This window comes from Rhodanobacter sp. UC4438_H5 (genome assembly GCF_052978405.1).
This window is the reverse complement of sequence record NZ_CM129672.1, coordinates 1019695-1032716: the sequence shown is the minus strand read 5'-3', so window position 1 is coordinate 1032716 and position 13022 is coordinate 1019695. Positions and strand designations below refer to the sequence as shown.

Below are 13022 nucleotides of genomic sequence, written 5' to 3'. Positions count from 1 at the left end.
GGCCTTTCCCGACATACGCAAGCCATTGATTTGCCTATTCCCACTCGATCGTGGCGGGTGGCTTGCCGCTGATGTCGTAAACAACGCGAGAAACACCACGCAACTCATTGATTATTCTATTTGAAACCCTGCCAAGAAACTCGTACGGGAGGTGCGCCCAGTGAGCGGTCATGAAGTCGATGGTTTCCACCGCGCGCAAGGCGATCACCCATTCGTAGGCGCGCGCGTCGCCGACCACGCCCACCGACTTCACCGGCAGGAACACCGCGAACGCCTGGCTGGTCCGGTCGTACAGGTCCGCCTTGCGCAACTCCTCGATGAAGATCGCGTCGGCGCGCGCCAGCAACTCGGCATATTCGCGCTTCACCTCGCCGAGGATGCGCACGCCCAGGCCCGGCCCCGGGAACGGGTGGCGATAGACCATTTCACGCGGCAGGCCGAGCTCCACGCCGATGCGGCGCACTTCGTCCTTGAACAGCTCGCGCAGCGGTTCGACCAGTTTCAGCTTCATGTGCGCCGGCAGGCCGCCGACGTTGTGGTGGCTCTTGATGACGTGGGCCTTGCCGGTCTTGCTGCCGGCCGACTCGATCACGTCGGGGTAGATCGTGCCCTGCGCCAGCCACTTCACCTTGCTGCCGTCAGCGGTGATCTTGCCCGACTCCTCGTCGAAGATCTCCACGAACAGGCCGCCGATGATCTTGCGCTTGGCTTCCGGATCGGAGACGCCTTCGAGTGCCTCGAAGTAGCGGTCGGCCGCGTTGACGCGGATCACCTTGACGCCCATGTGCTCGGCCATGGTGGCCATCACTTGGTCGCCCTCTTTCCAGCGCAGCAGGCCGGTGTCGACGAACACGCAGGTAAGCCTCGCGCCGATCGCCTTGTGCAGCAGCGCGGCCACCACCGAGGAATCGACGCCGCCGGAGAGGCCGAGCAGCACGTGGTCGTCGCCGACCTGCTCGCGCACGCGGGCGATCTGGTCGTCGATGATGTTGGCTGGCGTCCACAGCGTGGCGCAACCGCATATCTCGGTGATGAAGCGCTTGAGCAGCGCCCCGCCCTGCTTCGTGTGGGTCACTTCCGGGTGGAACTGCACGCCGTACCAGCGCTTGTCGTGGTTCTCCATCACCGCCGCCGGAATGCGCGCGGTGGTGCCGGTGACCACGAAGCCCGGCGGCACGCGCGACACGTGGTCGCCGTGGCTCATCCACACGTCCAGCCGGTGCGCGTCCGCGTGGTCGGTGAGGCCCTCGAACAGTCGGCTGGTGCCCGCAATGTCCACTTGGGCATGGCCGAACTCGCGCTGGTCGGCCGCCTCGGTGGCGCCGCCCAGCTGCGCGGCCAGGGTCTGCATGCCGTAGCAGATGCCGAGGATCGGCACGCCCGCATCGAACACTTGTTGCGGCGCCTTGGGCGCGCCCGGGAGCGTGGTCGATTCCGGCCCGCCGGACAGGATGATGCCCTTGGCGCCGAACGCGGTGATCTCGCCCGGATCGTGGTCCCAGGCCCAGATCTCGCAATACACGCCCAGCTCGCGCACGCGCCGGGCGATCAACTGCGTGTACTGCGCACCGAAGTCGAGGATGAGTATTTTGTGGGAGTGGATGTTGGTCATGGGCGGCGGACGGGTATCGGGAAAGGATGGGCCAACGAGTGCGACGGGTGACGGAAGCTGCATGCCGGTCGCCGCGGCGAAAGCAGGAAGCTACGCGAGGCGACGATTCCCCATGCCCGTCATCCCGGCGAAAGCCGGGACCCGGTGACTTGTGCCGCGACGCTTGGGAAGGCGCTGGACCCCGGCTTTCGCCGGGATGACGGCGGTGTGGTACGGCGTGTGGCGGGAGGGGCGGGCATGGTAATGACCACCCTTCCCGGCCGGATCACGAGTTCAAGCGGTAATTCGGCGCTTCCTTGGTGATCTGGATATCGTGCGGGTGCGCTTCGGTGACGCCGGCGGAGGTGACCTTGACGAACTGCGCCTTGCTGCGCACGTCCTCGACGGTGGCCGCGCCCAGGTAGCCCATCGACGCGCGCAGGCCGCCGATCAACTGGTGGATGATGTTGCGCAGCGGCCCGCGGTACGGCACGCGGCCCTCGATGCCCTCGGGTACCAGCTTGTCGGCGTCGGCCTCGTCCTGGAAGTAGCGATCCTTGGAGCCGAGCTGCATCGCGCCGATCGAGCCCATGCCGCGGTAGCTCTTGTACGAGCGGCCCTGGAACAGCTCGACCTCGCCCGGGGATTCCTCGGTGCCGGCGAACATCGAGCCCAGCATCACGCTGGATGCACCGGCCGCCAGGGCCTTGGGGATGTCGCCGGAGTAGCGGATGCCACCATCGGCAATCAGCGGAATCTCGTCCTTCAGCGCGGTGGCGACCAGGTCGATCGCGGTGATCTGTGGCACGCCGACACCGGCAACCACGCGAGTGGTGCAGATCGAGCCGGGGCCCACGCCCACCTTGACCGCGTCCACGCCCACGTCGAGCAGTGCCCGCGCCGCCTCGCCGGTGACGATGTTGCCGGCCACCACCTGCACCTGCGGATAGTGCTTCTTGACCCAGGCCACCCGGTCGATCACGCCCTGCGAATGGCCGTGTGCGGTATCCACGACCAGCACGTCGACGCCGGCATCGACCAGCGCCGCCACGCGTTGCTCGGTGTCGCCGCTCACGCCGACGGCAGCACCCACCAGCAGCGCTTCGTGACTGTCCTTGGCGGCATGCGGGTTGTCGCGCGCCTTCTGGATGTCCTTCACGGTGATCAGGCCGCGCAACTGGAAGTCGTCGTTGACCACCAGCACTTTCTCGATGCGATGCTTGTGCAGCAACAGCATCACCTCGTCCTGGCTGGCGCCTTCCTTTACGGTGACCAGCTTGTCCTGGCGGGTCATGATATTGCGCACCGGATCGTCCGGCTTGCGTTCGAAACGCATGTCACGGCTGGTGACGATGCCGACCAGGCGATTGCCCTCGACCACCGGCACGCCGGAGATGTTGTGCGCGTGGGTGAGCCGCAGCACCTCGCGGATCGAGGTCTCCGGGCCGACCGTGATCGGGCTGCGGATCACGCCGGCCTCGAACTTCTTCACCAGCCGCACTTCGGCGGCCTGCTGCTCGGCGGTCATGTTCTTGTGGATGATGCCGATGCCGCCGTTCTGCGCCATGGTGATGGCCAGGCGCGCCTCGGTGACGGTATCCATCGCGGCGGAAACGATCGGGATGTTCAGCCGCAGGCCGCGGGTGAAGCGCGTCGAGGTGTTCACGTCGCGCGGCAGGACGATGGAATGGCCCGGAACCAGGTAGACGTCGTCGTAGGTCAGGGCCTCGGCGAGGATGCGCATGCGAAATGTCCCGCTGCAAAGAGGGAATTATACGTTCCCTTCACTGCCCTCGCCAGCGCCGGACCCGCGCGGCGCGGCCAATGTGATGACATAGCACCGCACCCGGCATGTATCTTGGCGACCTTCGCAGGAGCCGCCGTGCACGCCCATTCCTCTCACGATCACCCCCACGATCACCCTCGCGATCACGCACAGGGACACGACCATGCCCATGCCCATGCGGCCGGTCATCCGCATGCCCACGGCGTGGCCCGTGATGCCGATCGGCGTTATCTGACGATCGCCCTGCTGCTGCTGCTGGGTTTCATGATCGTCGAGGTGGTGGTCGGCATGCTGGCCCAATCGCTGGCGCTGATCTCCGATGCCGGCCACATGCTGACCGACGTCGGCGCGATCGCCCTGGCGCTGGTGGCGATGCGGCTGGCCAGCCGACCGGCGCGCGGCAGCTACACGTTCGGGCTCAAGCGGGTGGAAATTCTCAGCGCGCAGGCCAATGGCGTGACCTTGCTGTTGCTCTCGGCGTGGTTCGTGGTCGAGGCCGTGCGCCGGCTGATCCACCCGCCCGCCGTGCACGGCCTGCTGGTCACCGTCGTGGCGGTGGCGGGCATCGGCGTGAACCTGCTGGCGGTGTGGGCGATGCACAAGGCCAACCGGGAAAGCCTCAACATCCAGGGCAGTTACCAGCACGTGCTCACCGACCTGTATGCATTCATCGCCACGGCGGTGGCCGGCGTGCTGGTCTGGTGGACGGGGTGGAACCAGTTCGATTCCCTGGCGGCGCTGGTGGTGGCGGCGCTGATGCTCAAGGCCGGCATCGGGCTGGTGCGCGACGCCGGCCGGGTTTTCCTGGAGGCGGCGCCGCGCGGACTGGAACCGGACGCGATCGGCCAGGCCATGCACGCCCTGTCCGCGGTCACGCGGGTGGACGACCTGCACGTGTGGGAAGTGACCTCGGGCATGCCGGCGCTGTCGGCACACGTCTTCGTCGAGCTCGACGTCGACTGCCACGACGTGCGCCGCGAACTGGAAGCCATGTTGCGCGATCGATTCGCGATCACCCATACGACCATCCAGACCGACCATGCGGCCAGCGGCCAGGTGGTCGCGACGCCCTGTTCGCTCGACGCGCACGACACCGGCCACCGCAGCTGAGCGAACGACCTAGCCGGCGCTGCCGCGGGCAGCCTGTGCCTCGGCCGCTTCCAGCGTGTTCTCCATCAAGGTGGCGACGGTCATCGGCCCCACCCCGCCCGGCACCGGCGTGATCCAGCTGGCGCGCTCGGCGGCCGGGGCGAACTCCACGTCGCCGACCAGCCGGCCGTCCTCCAGCCGATTGATGCCGACGTCGATCACCACCGCGCCGGGCTTGATCCAGTCGCCCCGCACCAGGCCGGGCTTGCCGACCGCGACGATCACGATGTCGGCCTGGCGCACGAAACTTTCCAGCTCCCGCGTGAAGCGATGGCACGAGGTGGTGGTGCAACCGGCGATCATCAGCTCCAGCACCAGCGGCCGGCCGACGTGGTTGGACACGCCCACCACCACCGCATGCTGCCCGCGCACCGGCCGATCGGTGTGGCCGAGCAGGGTCATCACGCCGCGCGGGGTGCACGGCCGCAGGCCGAACCGGCGCAGCGCCAGCCGCCCCACGTTGACTGCCTGGAACCCGTCCACGTCCTTGTCCGGGTCGATGCGGTCGACCAGCGCGTCTTCGTCGATGTGTGCCGGCAGCGGCGACTGCACCAGGATGCCGTGCACCTGCGGGTCGGCGTTGAGGCGGTCGATCAGCGCGAACAACTCGGCCTGCGTGGTCTCGGCCGGAAGGTCGTGATCGAAGGAACGGAAGCCCACCTGGTGGCAGGCCTTGCGCTTGTTGCGCACGTACACCGTCGAGGCCGCGTCGCTGCCGACCAGCACCACGGCCAGCCCCGGTGCAGGCAGGCCCCGACCGACCCGTTCGGCCACGCGCAGGTGCAGCTGTTCCAGCAGTTCCCGGGCGATGCGTTTGCCGTCGAGTATGCGTGCGCTCATGCTGATCCCTGGCCGTAAAGGATGCATTATCCGGGCTGGACGACATGCGCACAAACGGCAGCGCGCCGGCAACCAGGCAGGCTGATGGAACACGACCCGCAATACACGATCGAGCTGGGCGACGCGCGCGTGCGGTTGCGCCCTTGGAACCACGCTGACGCCGACGCCCTGGTGGATGCCGTGCGCGACTCCGTGGACAGCGTCGGGCGCTGGCTGCCGTGGTGTCGCGCCGACTACGGCCACGATGCCGCCCATGCATGGATCGCGCATTGCCAGGACGGCTGGCAGGCCGGCAACCATTTCGCCTTCGCGGTGCGCAGTGCGGCAGACGGCTCGCTGTTGGGCGGCGTGGGGCTCAACCAGTTCGAGCCGATCCACCGCCGCGCCAATCTCGGTTACTGGATGCGCCAGGCCTGCCAGCGGCGCGGGCTGGCGACGGCGGCGGCGCAGCACGTCGCGCGCTTCGGGTTCGAGCAGCTGGGGCTGATCCGCATCGAGATCGTGGCGCTGCCGGACAACGCAGCCAGCCGCGCCACGGCGCTGCGCATCGGCGCACGATTCGAGTCGATCGCGCGCCAGCGCTTGCTGGTGGAGGGGCAACCGCGGGACGCGGCGGTGTACGGGTTGCTGCGGTCGGATCTTCCCTGAGCGTCGACGATCAGCGCGTGCGCTTGATCAGTTCGCTGAGCCGGCGGCGGGCCTTGTGCTGTTGCTCCTTGGTCAGCACCTTCTTGCGTCCGGCGTAGGGGTTTTCACCCTCGCGGAAGGCAATGCGGACCGGCGTGCCTTCGAGCTTGTAGCGTTTGCGGAAGAAGTTTTCCAGGTAGCGCTGGTAGGCCGGCGCGATGTGCTTGGTGCGCGTGCCGTGGATGACGATGGTCGGCGGATTGGTGCCGCCCGGATGCGCAAAGCGCAGCTTCGGCGCATGGCCGTTGACCAGCGGCGGCTGGTAGCCTTCGTACGCCTTTTCCAGCGTGCGGGTCAGGTCGGAGGAGCTCAGCTCCCTGGTCGCCGACGCGTGCGCGCGCACCACCGCGCGCATCAGCTCGCGCAGCCCGGAACCGTGCAGCGCCGATATGTGCACGCGCTTGGCCCAGTCGACGAACACCAGCCGACGATCCAGCGCGCGCAGGCATTCCTCGCGCTGATAGGCGTCCAGGCCATCCCACTTGTTGAGCGCGATCACCAGCGCCCTGCCCTCGTCGATGGCGTAGCCGATCAGGGTAAGGTCCTGGTCGGCCAGGTTCTCGCGCGCGTCGACCATCATCACCACCACCTGGGCGGCGGCGATCGACTGCAGCGTCTTGATCACACTGAACTTCTCCACCGCCTCCTCGACCCGCGCCTTGCGTCGGATGCCGGCGGTGTCGATCAGGGTGTAACGCTTGCCGTCGCGCTCCAGCGGCACGCGGATCGGGTCGCGCGTGGTGCCCGCGACGTCGGAGACGATCAGTCGTTCTTCGCCCAGCAGGCGGTTGATCAGCGTGGACTTGCCGGCGTTCGGGCGGCCAACGATCGCCACGCGGATACTGCCGTCCTCCGTGGACGGCTCGTTCGCGGCATCCTCGTCCGGCGGCAACAGCGGCAGCACGGCGCGGATCAGCTCGTCGGTGCCGCGACCATGCGCAGCGGAAATCGGCAAGGTGGTGGCCATGCCGAAGGCGGCGAATTCCGCCAGGGCGGCCTGTTCATCCAGGCCGTCGATCTTGTTCACGGCGGCGATGATCGGCTTGCCGCTGCGGCGCAACTCGCCAAGGATCACGTGATCCTGCGGCAGCAGGCCGTCGCGCGCATCGACCACGAAGACCAGCACCTGGGCCTCCTCGATCGCCAGTCGCACTTGCCGCGCGGTAAGGACGTCGATCGCCTCCTCGACACCCGACAGACCACCGGTATCGACCGCGAGAAACGGGCGCTCACCCAGATGGCACGCACCGTAGTGGCGATCGCGGGTGACCCCGGGCATGTCGGCCACCAGCGCGTCGCGGCTGCGCGTGAGCACGTTGAACAGGGTCGATTTGCCGACATTGGGGCGACCGACCAGGGCGACGACGGGCAGCATGGAAACTTCGTCCCGCGATCAGGGCGAGGACAGGCGGTAGGCGCCGATGTGGCCCTTCACGTCCTGGACGTACACGACATCGCCAACCACCAGCGGCTGCGCGCGGATCGCCTTCTTGGAAAGCCGCTCGCGCGCGGCCAACGCGCCGTCGCCGGTCTGCAGCCAGTGCACATAGCCTTCGGCATCGCCGACCACCACGTAGTTGCCCTGCACGGCCGGCCCGGTCAGCCAGCGGTAGCGGAGCGCGTCGTTCTTCCACATGTCGGCGCCGCCGGACTTGTCGAAGGCCCACACGCGCGACTGATCGTCGACGCCGAAGATGGCATTGTATTTCACCGCCAGCGAGGTATAGCTGGAGAACGGATGCGACCACAGCGGGCGGCCACTGGGGCCGTCGATGGCCACCACGTTGCCGTGGTAGGCGGTGCCGTAGAGGGTGCTGCCGTCGAGCAGGATCGCGCCGTCGGCATCGTTCAGACGGTCGATCTCGGTGCGGCCCTCGCCGCTGGCCAGGCGCTGCTCCCACAGCTTGCTGCCGTTGTCCAGGCGCAGCGCGACCAGCAGGCCGTCGTCGCTGCCGAAGAACACCACGCCGTTGGCGACCAGCAAGCCGCCGTTGCCGCGCACGCTCAGCAGCGGCACGTTGCCCTGGTCGTTCACCCACTGGCGCTCGCCGGTGGCCGCGTCAAGGGAATAAACCCGGCCGTTGCTGCCGCGCACGATGACCTGGTTGCCGATGATCACCGGCGAGGCCAGCACCTGGGTATTGAGTTCGGCTTCCCAGCGCGGGCTGCCGTCCTTTGCGTTGACGCCGTAGACGTGGCCGTCCAGCGTGCCCACCGCGAGCAGGTCGCCGCCTACCGCCGGACCGCCGGCATACTGGGCGTCCTTGCGCTTCTTGTCGCCCCAGCCGAACCAGCCGTGCGTGCGCGAACTCTTCGACCACAGCGTCTTGCCGGTCGCCGCGTCGAAGGCGGCCAGCTTGCCGTCGGTGCTGTCGGCGTAGAGCACGCCATCGACCACGGTCGGACGCAGCCGCACGCCACTGTCGCCCGCGCCGTCGCCCACTCGTTCGCGCCACAGTCGCGTCACCTGCACCGTCGGCTTGAAATCCTTGGCCAGCGGCGTCGGCGGCTGCACGTTCTCCTTCTTGAAGGAGTGGCAGCCGGCGAGCGTCAGCAGCGAAACCAGCGAAACCAGCATGGCGCGTTTGATCATGTGAACTTTCATGCACCCTGCTTCCCGGCCACGGCCAGGTCATCGAGTTTCATCTGCAAGGCGCCGCGTTGCGGGGCGTCCTCGCTCAGTGCCGACATGGCCGCCTGGTAGGCCTTGCGTGCATCGTCCATGCGTCCAAGCTTGACCATCGCATCGCCGCGGAGTTCCTGCACCATGCCCTGGAAGCTGCCGGGCGGCACGCGGTCGAGCGTGGCCAGCGAGGCCTGGGCCTGGTCGCGCGCCAATTCGACCCGCGCGATGCGCACCAGGGTCAGCGACTTCAGCGGCTCTTCGGTGGTGTGGCTTTCGGCCCACTCCAGCGAGACCTGGGCCTTGTCCAGTTGCTTGTCCTGCACTTGCTGGCGGGCGCGGTCGCTGACCGCGAACAGCGCATACGGCGATTTGGCGTAATCCTTCATCAACTGGTCGGTCAACTGGGCGGCCACGTCGGGCTTGCCCGACAGCTGCGCCACCTTGGCCTGCTGGTAGAGCTGCGAGGCCGCGCTCTCGTTGCGGGCCTGGTGGTTGCGCCATTGCTGCCATCCGAAGATGCCGACCAGTCCGATAAGAACACCGACAACGATCGAAACGCCGTTCTCGCGCAGCCACTTCTGTACCAACTCGCTCTGTTCGTACTTGTCGTACTCTTCAAATGCCATGCAATCACCGTTCAATAGGCCGCGCACCGCTTGGCGCAGTCCAGCGCGTAAACACAGGTAATGGGTGGATCAGACCCGCCTGGTCGCAGGCGGGCAGTGCGCAAGCATAACCGAATTGGGTCGCCGGCAGCGGCGGCGATGCCGATCAGAGGGCAGTGGCGGAGGCCTTGCCGTCCTGCACTTGCACGCGGAAATGCGCGACGTTGGCGCGGCGGAAATCATCCATTCCCACTGCCTGCCCGTCGATCGCGACCTGGGCGCCGCCGACGTTGCCGATGCTCACGTTCAGCGGCTGGTCGCTGTGATAGACGGCGTGACTGCCCGCCGGCAGCAAACCGTATTCGAGACGCGTGCCGTCGGCACGGGTCACCTCGACCCAGCTCGGCGCGCTGAGCGTCAGCTCCAGCTGATGGCCACCGCTGCCGGCGGCGACCATCGCTGCCGGCGGCGCAGGCACGGCCGGACGAGTGTCGCTGGCGAGGCTCGGGAACGGCGCCATCGAGGCCAGCAACGGCTGCTCTGATGCCGTGTCGGCGGCCGAGGCCTGCACCGGCGCCGCCGGCTGGCGGGCGCGGTCGGCGGCAACCATCGCCGGGGTGCTGGTGCCGGCTTGCTCCTGCTGTGCCACCGGGGCGGCGTCCAGCGGGGCCAAATGGGTGATGTCCCGATCCAGCGTGCTTTTCACGCCGAACCAGAGCGTGGGCACGGCGATCACCAGCGTCAGCACCACGTAGGTGGCCGCAGTGGCGTAGCGGTCGAACAGGAAGCGCGAATGGGAGATGCCGCCACTGGTCACCAGCGGCGCGTCGATCTGGCGGATGCGGTCCACTTCGAGCTGGATGGAGGCGTCGTTGATGCCCAGGTGGCGCCCGTACTTGGCGATGTAGCTGCCCAGGTAGACCTTGGAGTCGGTGCCGTCGTACTGATCCAGTTCCAGCTTGCGCAACACCCGCACCGGCAACCGCAGCGCGTTGGCGCAGGCCTCGAGATCGAGCCCGCGTGCCTCGCGCGCCGCGCGCAGCCGGCTGCCGAAACTCGGCTGGGCCGATTCACCGGCCATCGCTCCCTGCCCCGCTCCATGGGCGAGGGAAGAATGGGTGCCGTCAGGCGCGTGGTCGAACATGGGAGACTGCTGCATGGACGTCATGGGTTGTCGATGGAGTCAAGGGCGTGCGCCTGTTCCGAGTCCGGGAACTGGCTGCGCAGTCGCTTGAGATAATTGCGGGCCCCCTCCGGGTTGCCCATGCTTGATTCGATGTCGTACCCCAGTTTCAGCGCGGCGGCAGTCGGTTTGCCCAGCGCGTCGAAACGCTGCAGGAATGCCCTTGCGCGAAACGCATCTTTCCCCTGGTAAAGAAGGTTTGCGAGCTGGAAGAGTGCCTCGCCATTCTGCGGATTTCGCGCGATGGCGTCACGAAAATCCGCTTCTGCCTTGGTTTTGTCGCCTGCCATCAGCTGGCAGACGCCGGCGTTGGCCAGGGCCTCCGAAGGGGTGGCGTAGAACGGATCGGCCACCGCCTTGCGAAAATAGGTTTCGCCCTCGGCATAGTTGCCCCGCGAACACAGGAACTGGCCGAGGTTGTTGTTCCAGGCACCCTTGGTCGGCTCCAGCGCCACCGCCTTGCGATAGTGCTGCTCCGCTTCGGCCAGCTTGCCGATCCGCGCATCGATGTAGGCGAGGACGGTATGGGCGGGAGCGTAGTTCGGGTCGAACTGGAGCGCCATCTGCACCTTGCTCAGCGCCGTCTGCAGGTCGCCGGTGGCAAGGTAATGCTGGCCCAGTTCGGTGTGGATGCGCGCCGCGTCCGTGGCCTGCTCGGCCTTGCTCTCCTGCGGCAGCGGCTTGCCCAGCGCACCGGTGTTGGTATGCGTGGTGACGCAGCCGGCCAGGGCGAACAACAAGCAGGGAATCACCACCCGGTCAAAGCGCATGCAAAGCCCCCTGGTTCTGCCGTTTGCGAAGTTCGGCGCTGCGCCGGGTACGGTCGGCGACCTGCCCCGCCAACTGGCCGCAGGCCGCGTCGATGTCGTCGCCGCGAGTTCGGCGCAGCATGGTCAGCACGCCGGCATTGAGCAGCTGACTCTGGAAATCGTGGATCGCAGCCGCGTCCGAGCGCGCGAACTGCGTACCCGGGAAAGGGTTGAACGGAATCAGGTTGACCTTGCACGTGGGCAGCTTGCGCATCAGCTTGATGAGCTGGCGGGCGTGCTCGGGCTGGTCGTTGACGCCTTTCATCAAGGTGTATTCGAAGGTGATCGAGGTGCGCGGCTTGCGCGCGACCCAGCGCTGGCAGGCCGCCAGCAGCTCGGCGATCGGGTAGCGCTTGTTGATCGGCATCAGTTCGGTGCGCAGCTCGTCGTTGGCCGCGTGCAGCGACACCGCCAGCGACACGTCGATGGCATCGGACAACTGGTCGATCAGCGGCACCAGGCCGGCAGTGGACAAGGTGACGCGCTTCGATGCCAGGCCGAAGCCCAGGTCGTCGCGCATCAGCTTCATCGCCTTCAGCACGTTGTCGAAATTGGCCAGCGGCTCGCCCATGCCCATCATCACCACGTTGGTGATGCGGCGGTTCTGGTGGGTGACGTTGCCCAGGTACTTCGCCGCCACCCACACCTGGCCGATGATCTCGGCGGTGGACAGGTTGCGGTTGAAGCCCTGCGCGCCGGTGGAGCAGAACTGGCAGTTCAGCGCGCAGCCGATCTGCGAGGACACGCACAAGGTGCCGCGGGTCGGCTCGGGGATGTAGACCGTCTCGATCGCATTGCCCGAATCCATGCCCAGCAGCCATTTGTGCGTGCCGTCGGTGGCGACCTTGTCCAGCAGCGTCTTGGGCGCGCCGATGTAGCAAGCCTCGGTGAGCTTGGCGCGCAGCGCCTTGCCCACGTCGGTCATGTTTTCGAAGTTGTCTTCCAGGTCGTGGTAGATCCACTTCATCACCTGCTCGGCGCGATACGGCTTCTCGCCGATCTGCGTGAAGAAATCACGCAGACCCTGGCGATCGAAATCGAGCAGGTTGACCTTGTTCGAGCTGGCGACAACTGAGTTCAAAGAGTGGCTCTTGTGAAGAGTGCGGCCACGGATGGCCGCTGTTTGATCTTCGCGTTCAGGGACGAACGTACTTGTTTCTACTGTGCGGCCACGAGTGGCCGCTGTCTGATCTTCGCGTTCAAGGATGAACGCACGAAATTAACGCGAAACCACATCCGTCGCCGCAAAGAAATAGGCGATCTCCACCTTGGCGGTTTCCACGGCGTCGGAGCCATGCACGGCGTTGGCGTCGATCGACTCGGCGAAGTCGGCGCGGATCGTGCCCGGCGCAGCTTCCTTCGGGTTGGTGGCGCCCATCAGGTCACGATGGGCCAGCACGGCGTTTTCGCCCTCCAGCACGCTGATCATCACCGGGCCGGAGATCATGAACTCGACCAGGGCCTTGAAGAACGGGCGCTCGCGATGTACGGCATAGAAGCCTTCGGCCTCGGCGCGCGACAGCTGCTTCATGCGGGCGGCGACGATTTTCAGGCCGGCCTTTTCGAAACGGGCGTAGATTTCGCCGATGACGTTCTTGGCGACGGCATCGGGCTTGATGATGGAAAGGGTGCGCTCCAGCGCCATGGGATCTGCTCCGGCTGACGGATTTCGGGAAAAGTGATTGAGCGGGCAACTACCGGCAAAGATAGCCAATTCCGACAAGGAATGAGGATTTAGCCCACTAA

The 13022-nt window shown here is 66.8% G+C and carries 12 protein-coding genes; 2 read left to right on the top strand and 10 right to left on the bottom strand.

Features of this window, described 5'->3' with window-relative positions; genetic code table 11:
* Window positions 1-34 precede the first annotated feature (34 nt).
* Together guaA and guaB are read right to left on the bottom strand one after the other, a co-directional pair.
* A complete protein-coding gene (gene guaA, locus ACVCL9_RS04725; RefSeq protein ID WP_447098939.1) occupies window positions 35-1612 on the bottom strand; it encodes a glutamine-hydrolyzing GMP synthase in 1578 nt (525 codons plus the stop codon).
* Window positions 1613-1877: 265 nt separating this feature from the next.
* Window positions 1878-3335, bottom strand: a complete 1458-nt coding sequence (gene guaB, locus ACVCL9_RS04720; RefSeq protein ID WP_395118430.1) for an IMP dehydrogenase — start codon at window positions 3333-3335, stop codon at window positions 1878-1880.
* A gap of 246 nt (window positions 3336-3581) precedes the next feature.
* Here guaB and ACVCL9_RS04715 point away from each other — a divergent pair, with 246 nt between their 5' ends.
* A complete protein-coding gene (locus tag ACVCL9_RS04715) occupies window positions 3582-4487 on the top strand; it encodes a cation diffusion facilitator family transporter (RefSeq protein ID WP_447098940.1) in 906 nt (301 codons plus the stop codon).
* Window positions 4488-4496: 9 nt separating this feature from the next.
* Here the strand turns inward: ACVCL9_RS04715 and folD are convergent, their stop codons facing one another.
* Window positions 4497-5366, bottom strand: a complete 870-nt coding sequence (folD, locus tag ACVCL9_RS04710; RefSeq protein WP_395118426.1) for a bifunctional methylenetetrahydrofolate dehydrogenase/methenyltetrahydrofolate cyclohydrolase FolD — start codon at window positions 5364-5366, stop codon at window positions 4497-4499.
* 84 nt (window positions 5367-5450) lie between these two features.
* Between folD and ACVCL9_RS04705 the strand changes: the two genes are divergently transcribed.
* A complete protein-coding gene (locus tag ACVCL9_RS04705; protein ID WP_447098941.1) occupies window positions 5451-6014 on the top strand; it encodes a GNAT family N-acetyltransferase in 564 nt (187 codons plus the stop codon).
* Between the two features lie 10 nt (window positions 6015-6024).
* On the opposite strand, the gene der is transcribed toward ACVCL9_RS04705, so the two are convergent.
* From der to ndk, 7 genes are all read right to left on the bottom strand, one after another.
* The gene (gene der, locus ACVCL9_RS04700; protein WP_447098942.1) at window positions 6025-7428 is read right to left on the bottom strand and encodes a ribosome biogenesis GTPase Der; all 1404 of its coding nucleotides are present in this window, start codon (window positions 7426-7428) and stop codon (window positions 6025-6027) included.
* Window positions 7429-7446: 18 nt separating this feature from the next.
* Window positions 7447-8646: an outer membrane protein assembly factor BamB gene (bamB, locus tag ACVCL9_RS04695; RefSeq protein ID WP_447098943.1), complete on the bottom strand. Its 1200-nt coding sequence runs from the start codon at window positions 8644-8646 to the stop codon at window positions 7447-7449.
* A gap of 8 nt (window positions 8647-8654) precedes the next feature.
* Entirely contained in the window at window positions 8655-9305 is a 651-nt protein-coding gene (locus ACVCL9_RS04690) for a YfgM family protein (protein ID WP_395118419.1), read from the bottom strand.
* A 145-nt stretch (window positions 9306-9450) separates the two neighbouring features.
* A complete protein-coding gene (locus ACVCL9_RS04685; protein ID WP_447098944.1) occupies window positions 9451-10428 on the bottom strand; it encodes a helix-turn-helix domain-containing protein in 978 nt (325 codons plus the stop codon).
* A gap of 20 nt (window positions 10429-10448) precedes the next feature.
* On the bottom strand, window positions 10449-11237 hold the full coding sequence (gene pilW, locus ACVCL9_RS04680) for a type IV pilus biogenesis/stability protein PilW (RefSeq protein WP_447098945.1): 789 nt from the start codon (window positions 11235-11237) through the stop codon (window positions 10449-10451).
* Window positions 11227-12357 (bottom strand): 23S rRNA (adenine(2503)-C(2))-methyltransferase RlmN, encoded by a 1131-nt coding sequence (rlmN, locus tag ACVCL9_RS04675; protein ID WP_395118413.1) that lies wholly within the window; start codon window positions 12355-12357, stop codon window positions 11227-11229. The genes pilW and rlmN overlap by 11 nt, the downstream gene beginning before the upstream one ends.
* A 138-nt stretch (window positions 12358-12495) precedes the next feature.
* Window positions 12496-12921, bottom strand: coding sequence for a nucleoside-diphosphate kinase (gene ndk / locus ACVCL9_RS04670; RefSeq protein WP_395118411.1), 426 nt, complete (start codon window positions 12919-12921; stop codon window positions 12496-12498).
* Between the last annotated feature and the right edge of the window lie 101 nt (window positions 12922-13022).

Excerpts from the sequence above, each read along its gene's own strand:
- pilW (WP_447098945.1), bottom strand. The coding sequence starts at position 11,237 with ATGCGCTTTGACCGGGTGGTGATTCCCTGCTTGTTGTTCGCCCTGGCC.
- der (WP_447098942.1), bottom strand. The coding sequence starts at position 7,428 with ATGCTGCCCGTCGTCGCCCTGGTCGGTCGCCCCAATGTCGGCAAATCG.
- ACVCL9_RS04690 (WP_395118419.1), bottom strand. The coding sequence starts at position 9,305 with ATGGCATTTGAAGAGTACGACAAGTACGAACAGAGCGAGTTGGTACAG.
- folD (WP_395118426.1), bottom strand. The coding sequence starts at position 5,366 with ATGAGCGCACGCATACTCGACGGCAAACGCATCGCCCGGGAACTGCTG.
- ACVCL9_RS04685 (WP_447098944.1), bottom strand. The coding sequence starts at position 10,428 with ATGTTCGACCACGCGCCTGACGGCACCCATTCTTCCCTCGCCCATGGA.
- guaB (WP_395118430.1), bottom strand. The coding sequence starts at position 3,335 with ATGCGCATCCTCGCCGAGGCCCTGACCTACGACGACGTCTACCTGGTT.
- ndk (WP_395118411.1), bottom strand. The coding sequence starts at position 12,921 with ATGGCGCTGGAGCGCACCCTTTCCATCATCAAGCCCGATGCCGTCGCC.
- bamB (WP_447098943.1), bottom strand. The coding sequence starts at position 8,646 with ATGATCAAACGCGCCATGCTGGTTTCGCTGGTTTCGCTGCTGACGCTC.
- ACVCL9_RS04705 (WP_447098941.1), top strand. The coding sequence starts at position 5,451 with ATGGAACACGACCCGCAATACACGATCGAGCTGGGCGACGCGCGCGTG.
- guaA (WP_447098939.1), bottom strand. The coding sequence starts at position 1,612 with ATGACCAACATCCACTCCCACAAAATACTCATCCTCGACTTCGGTGCG.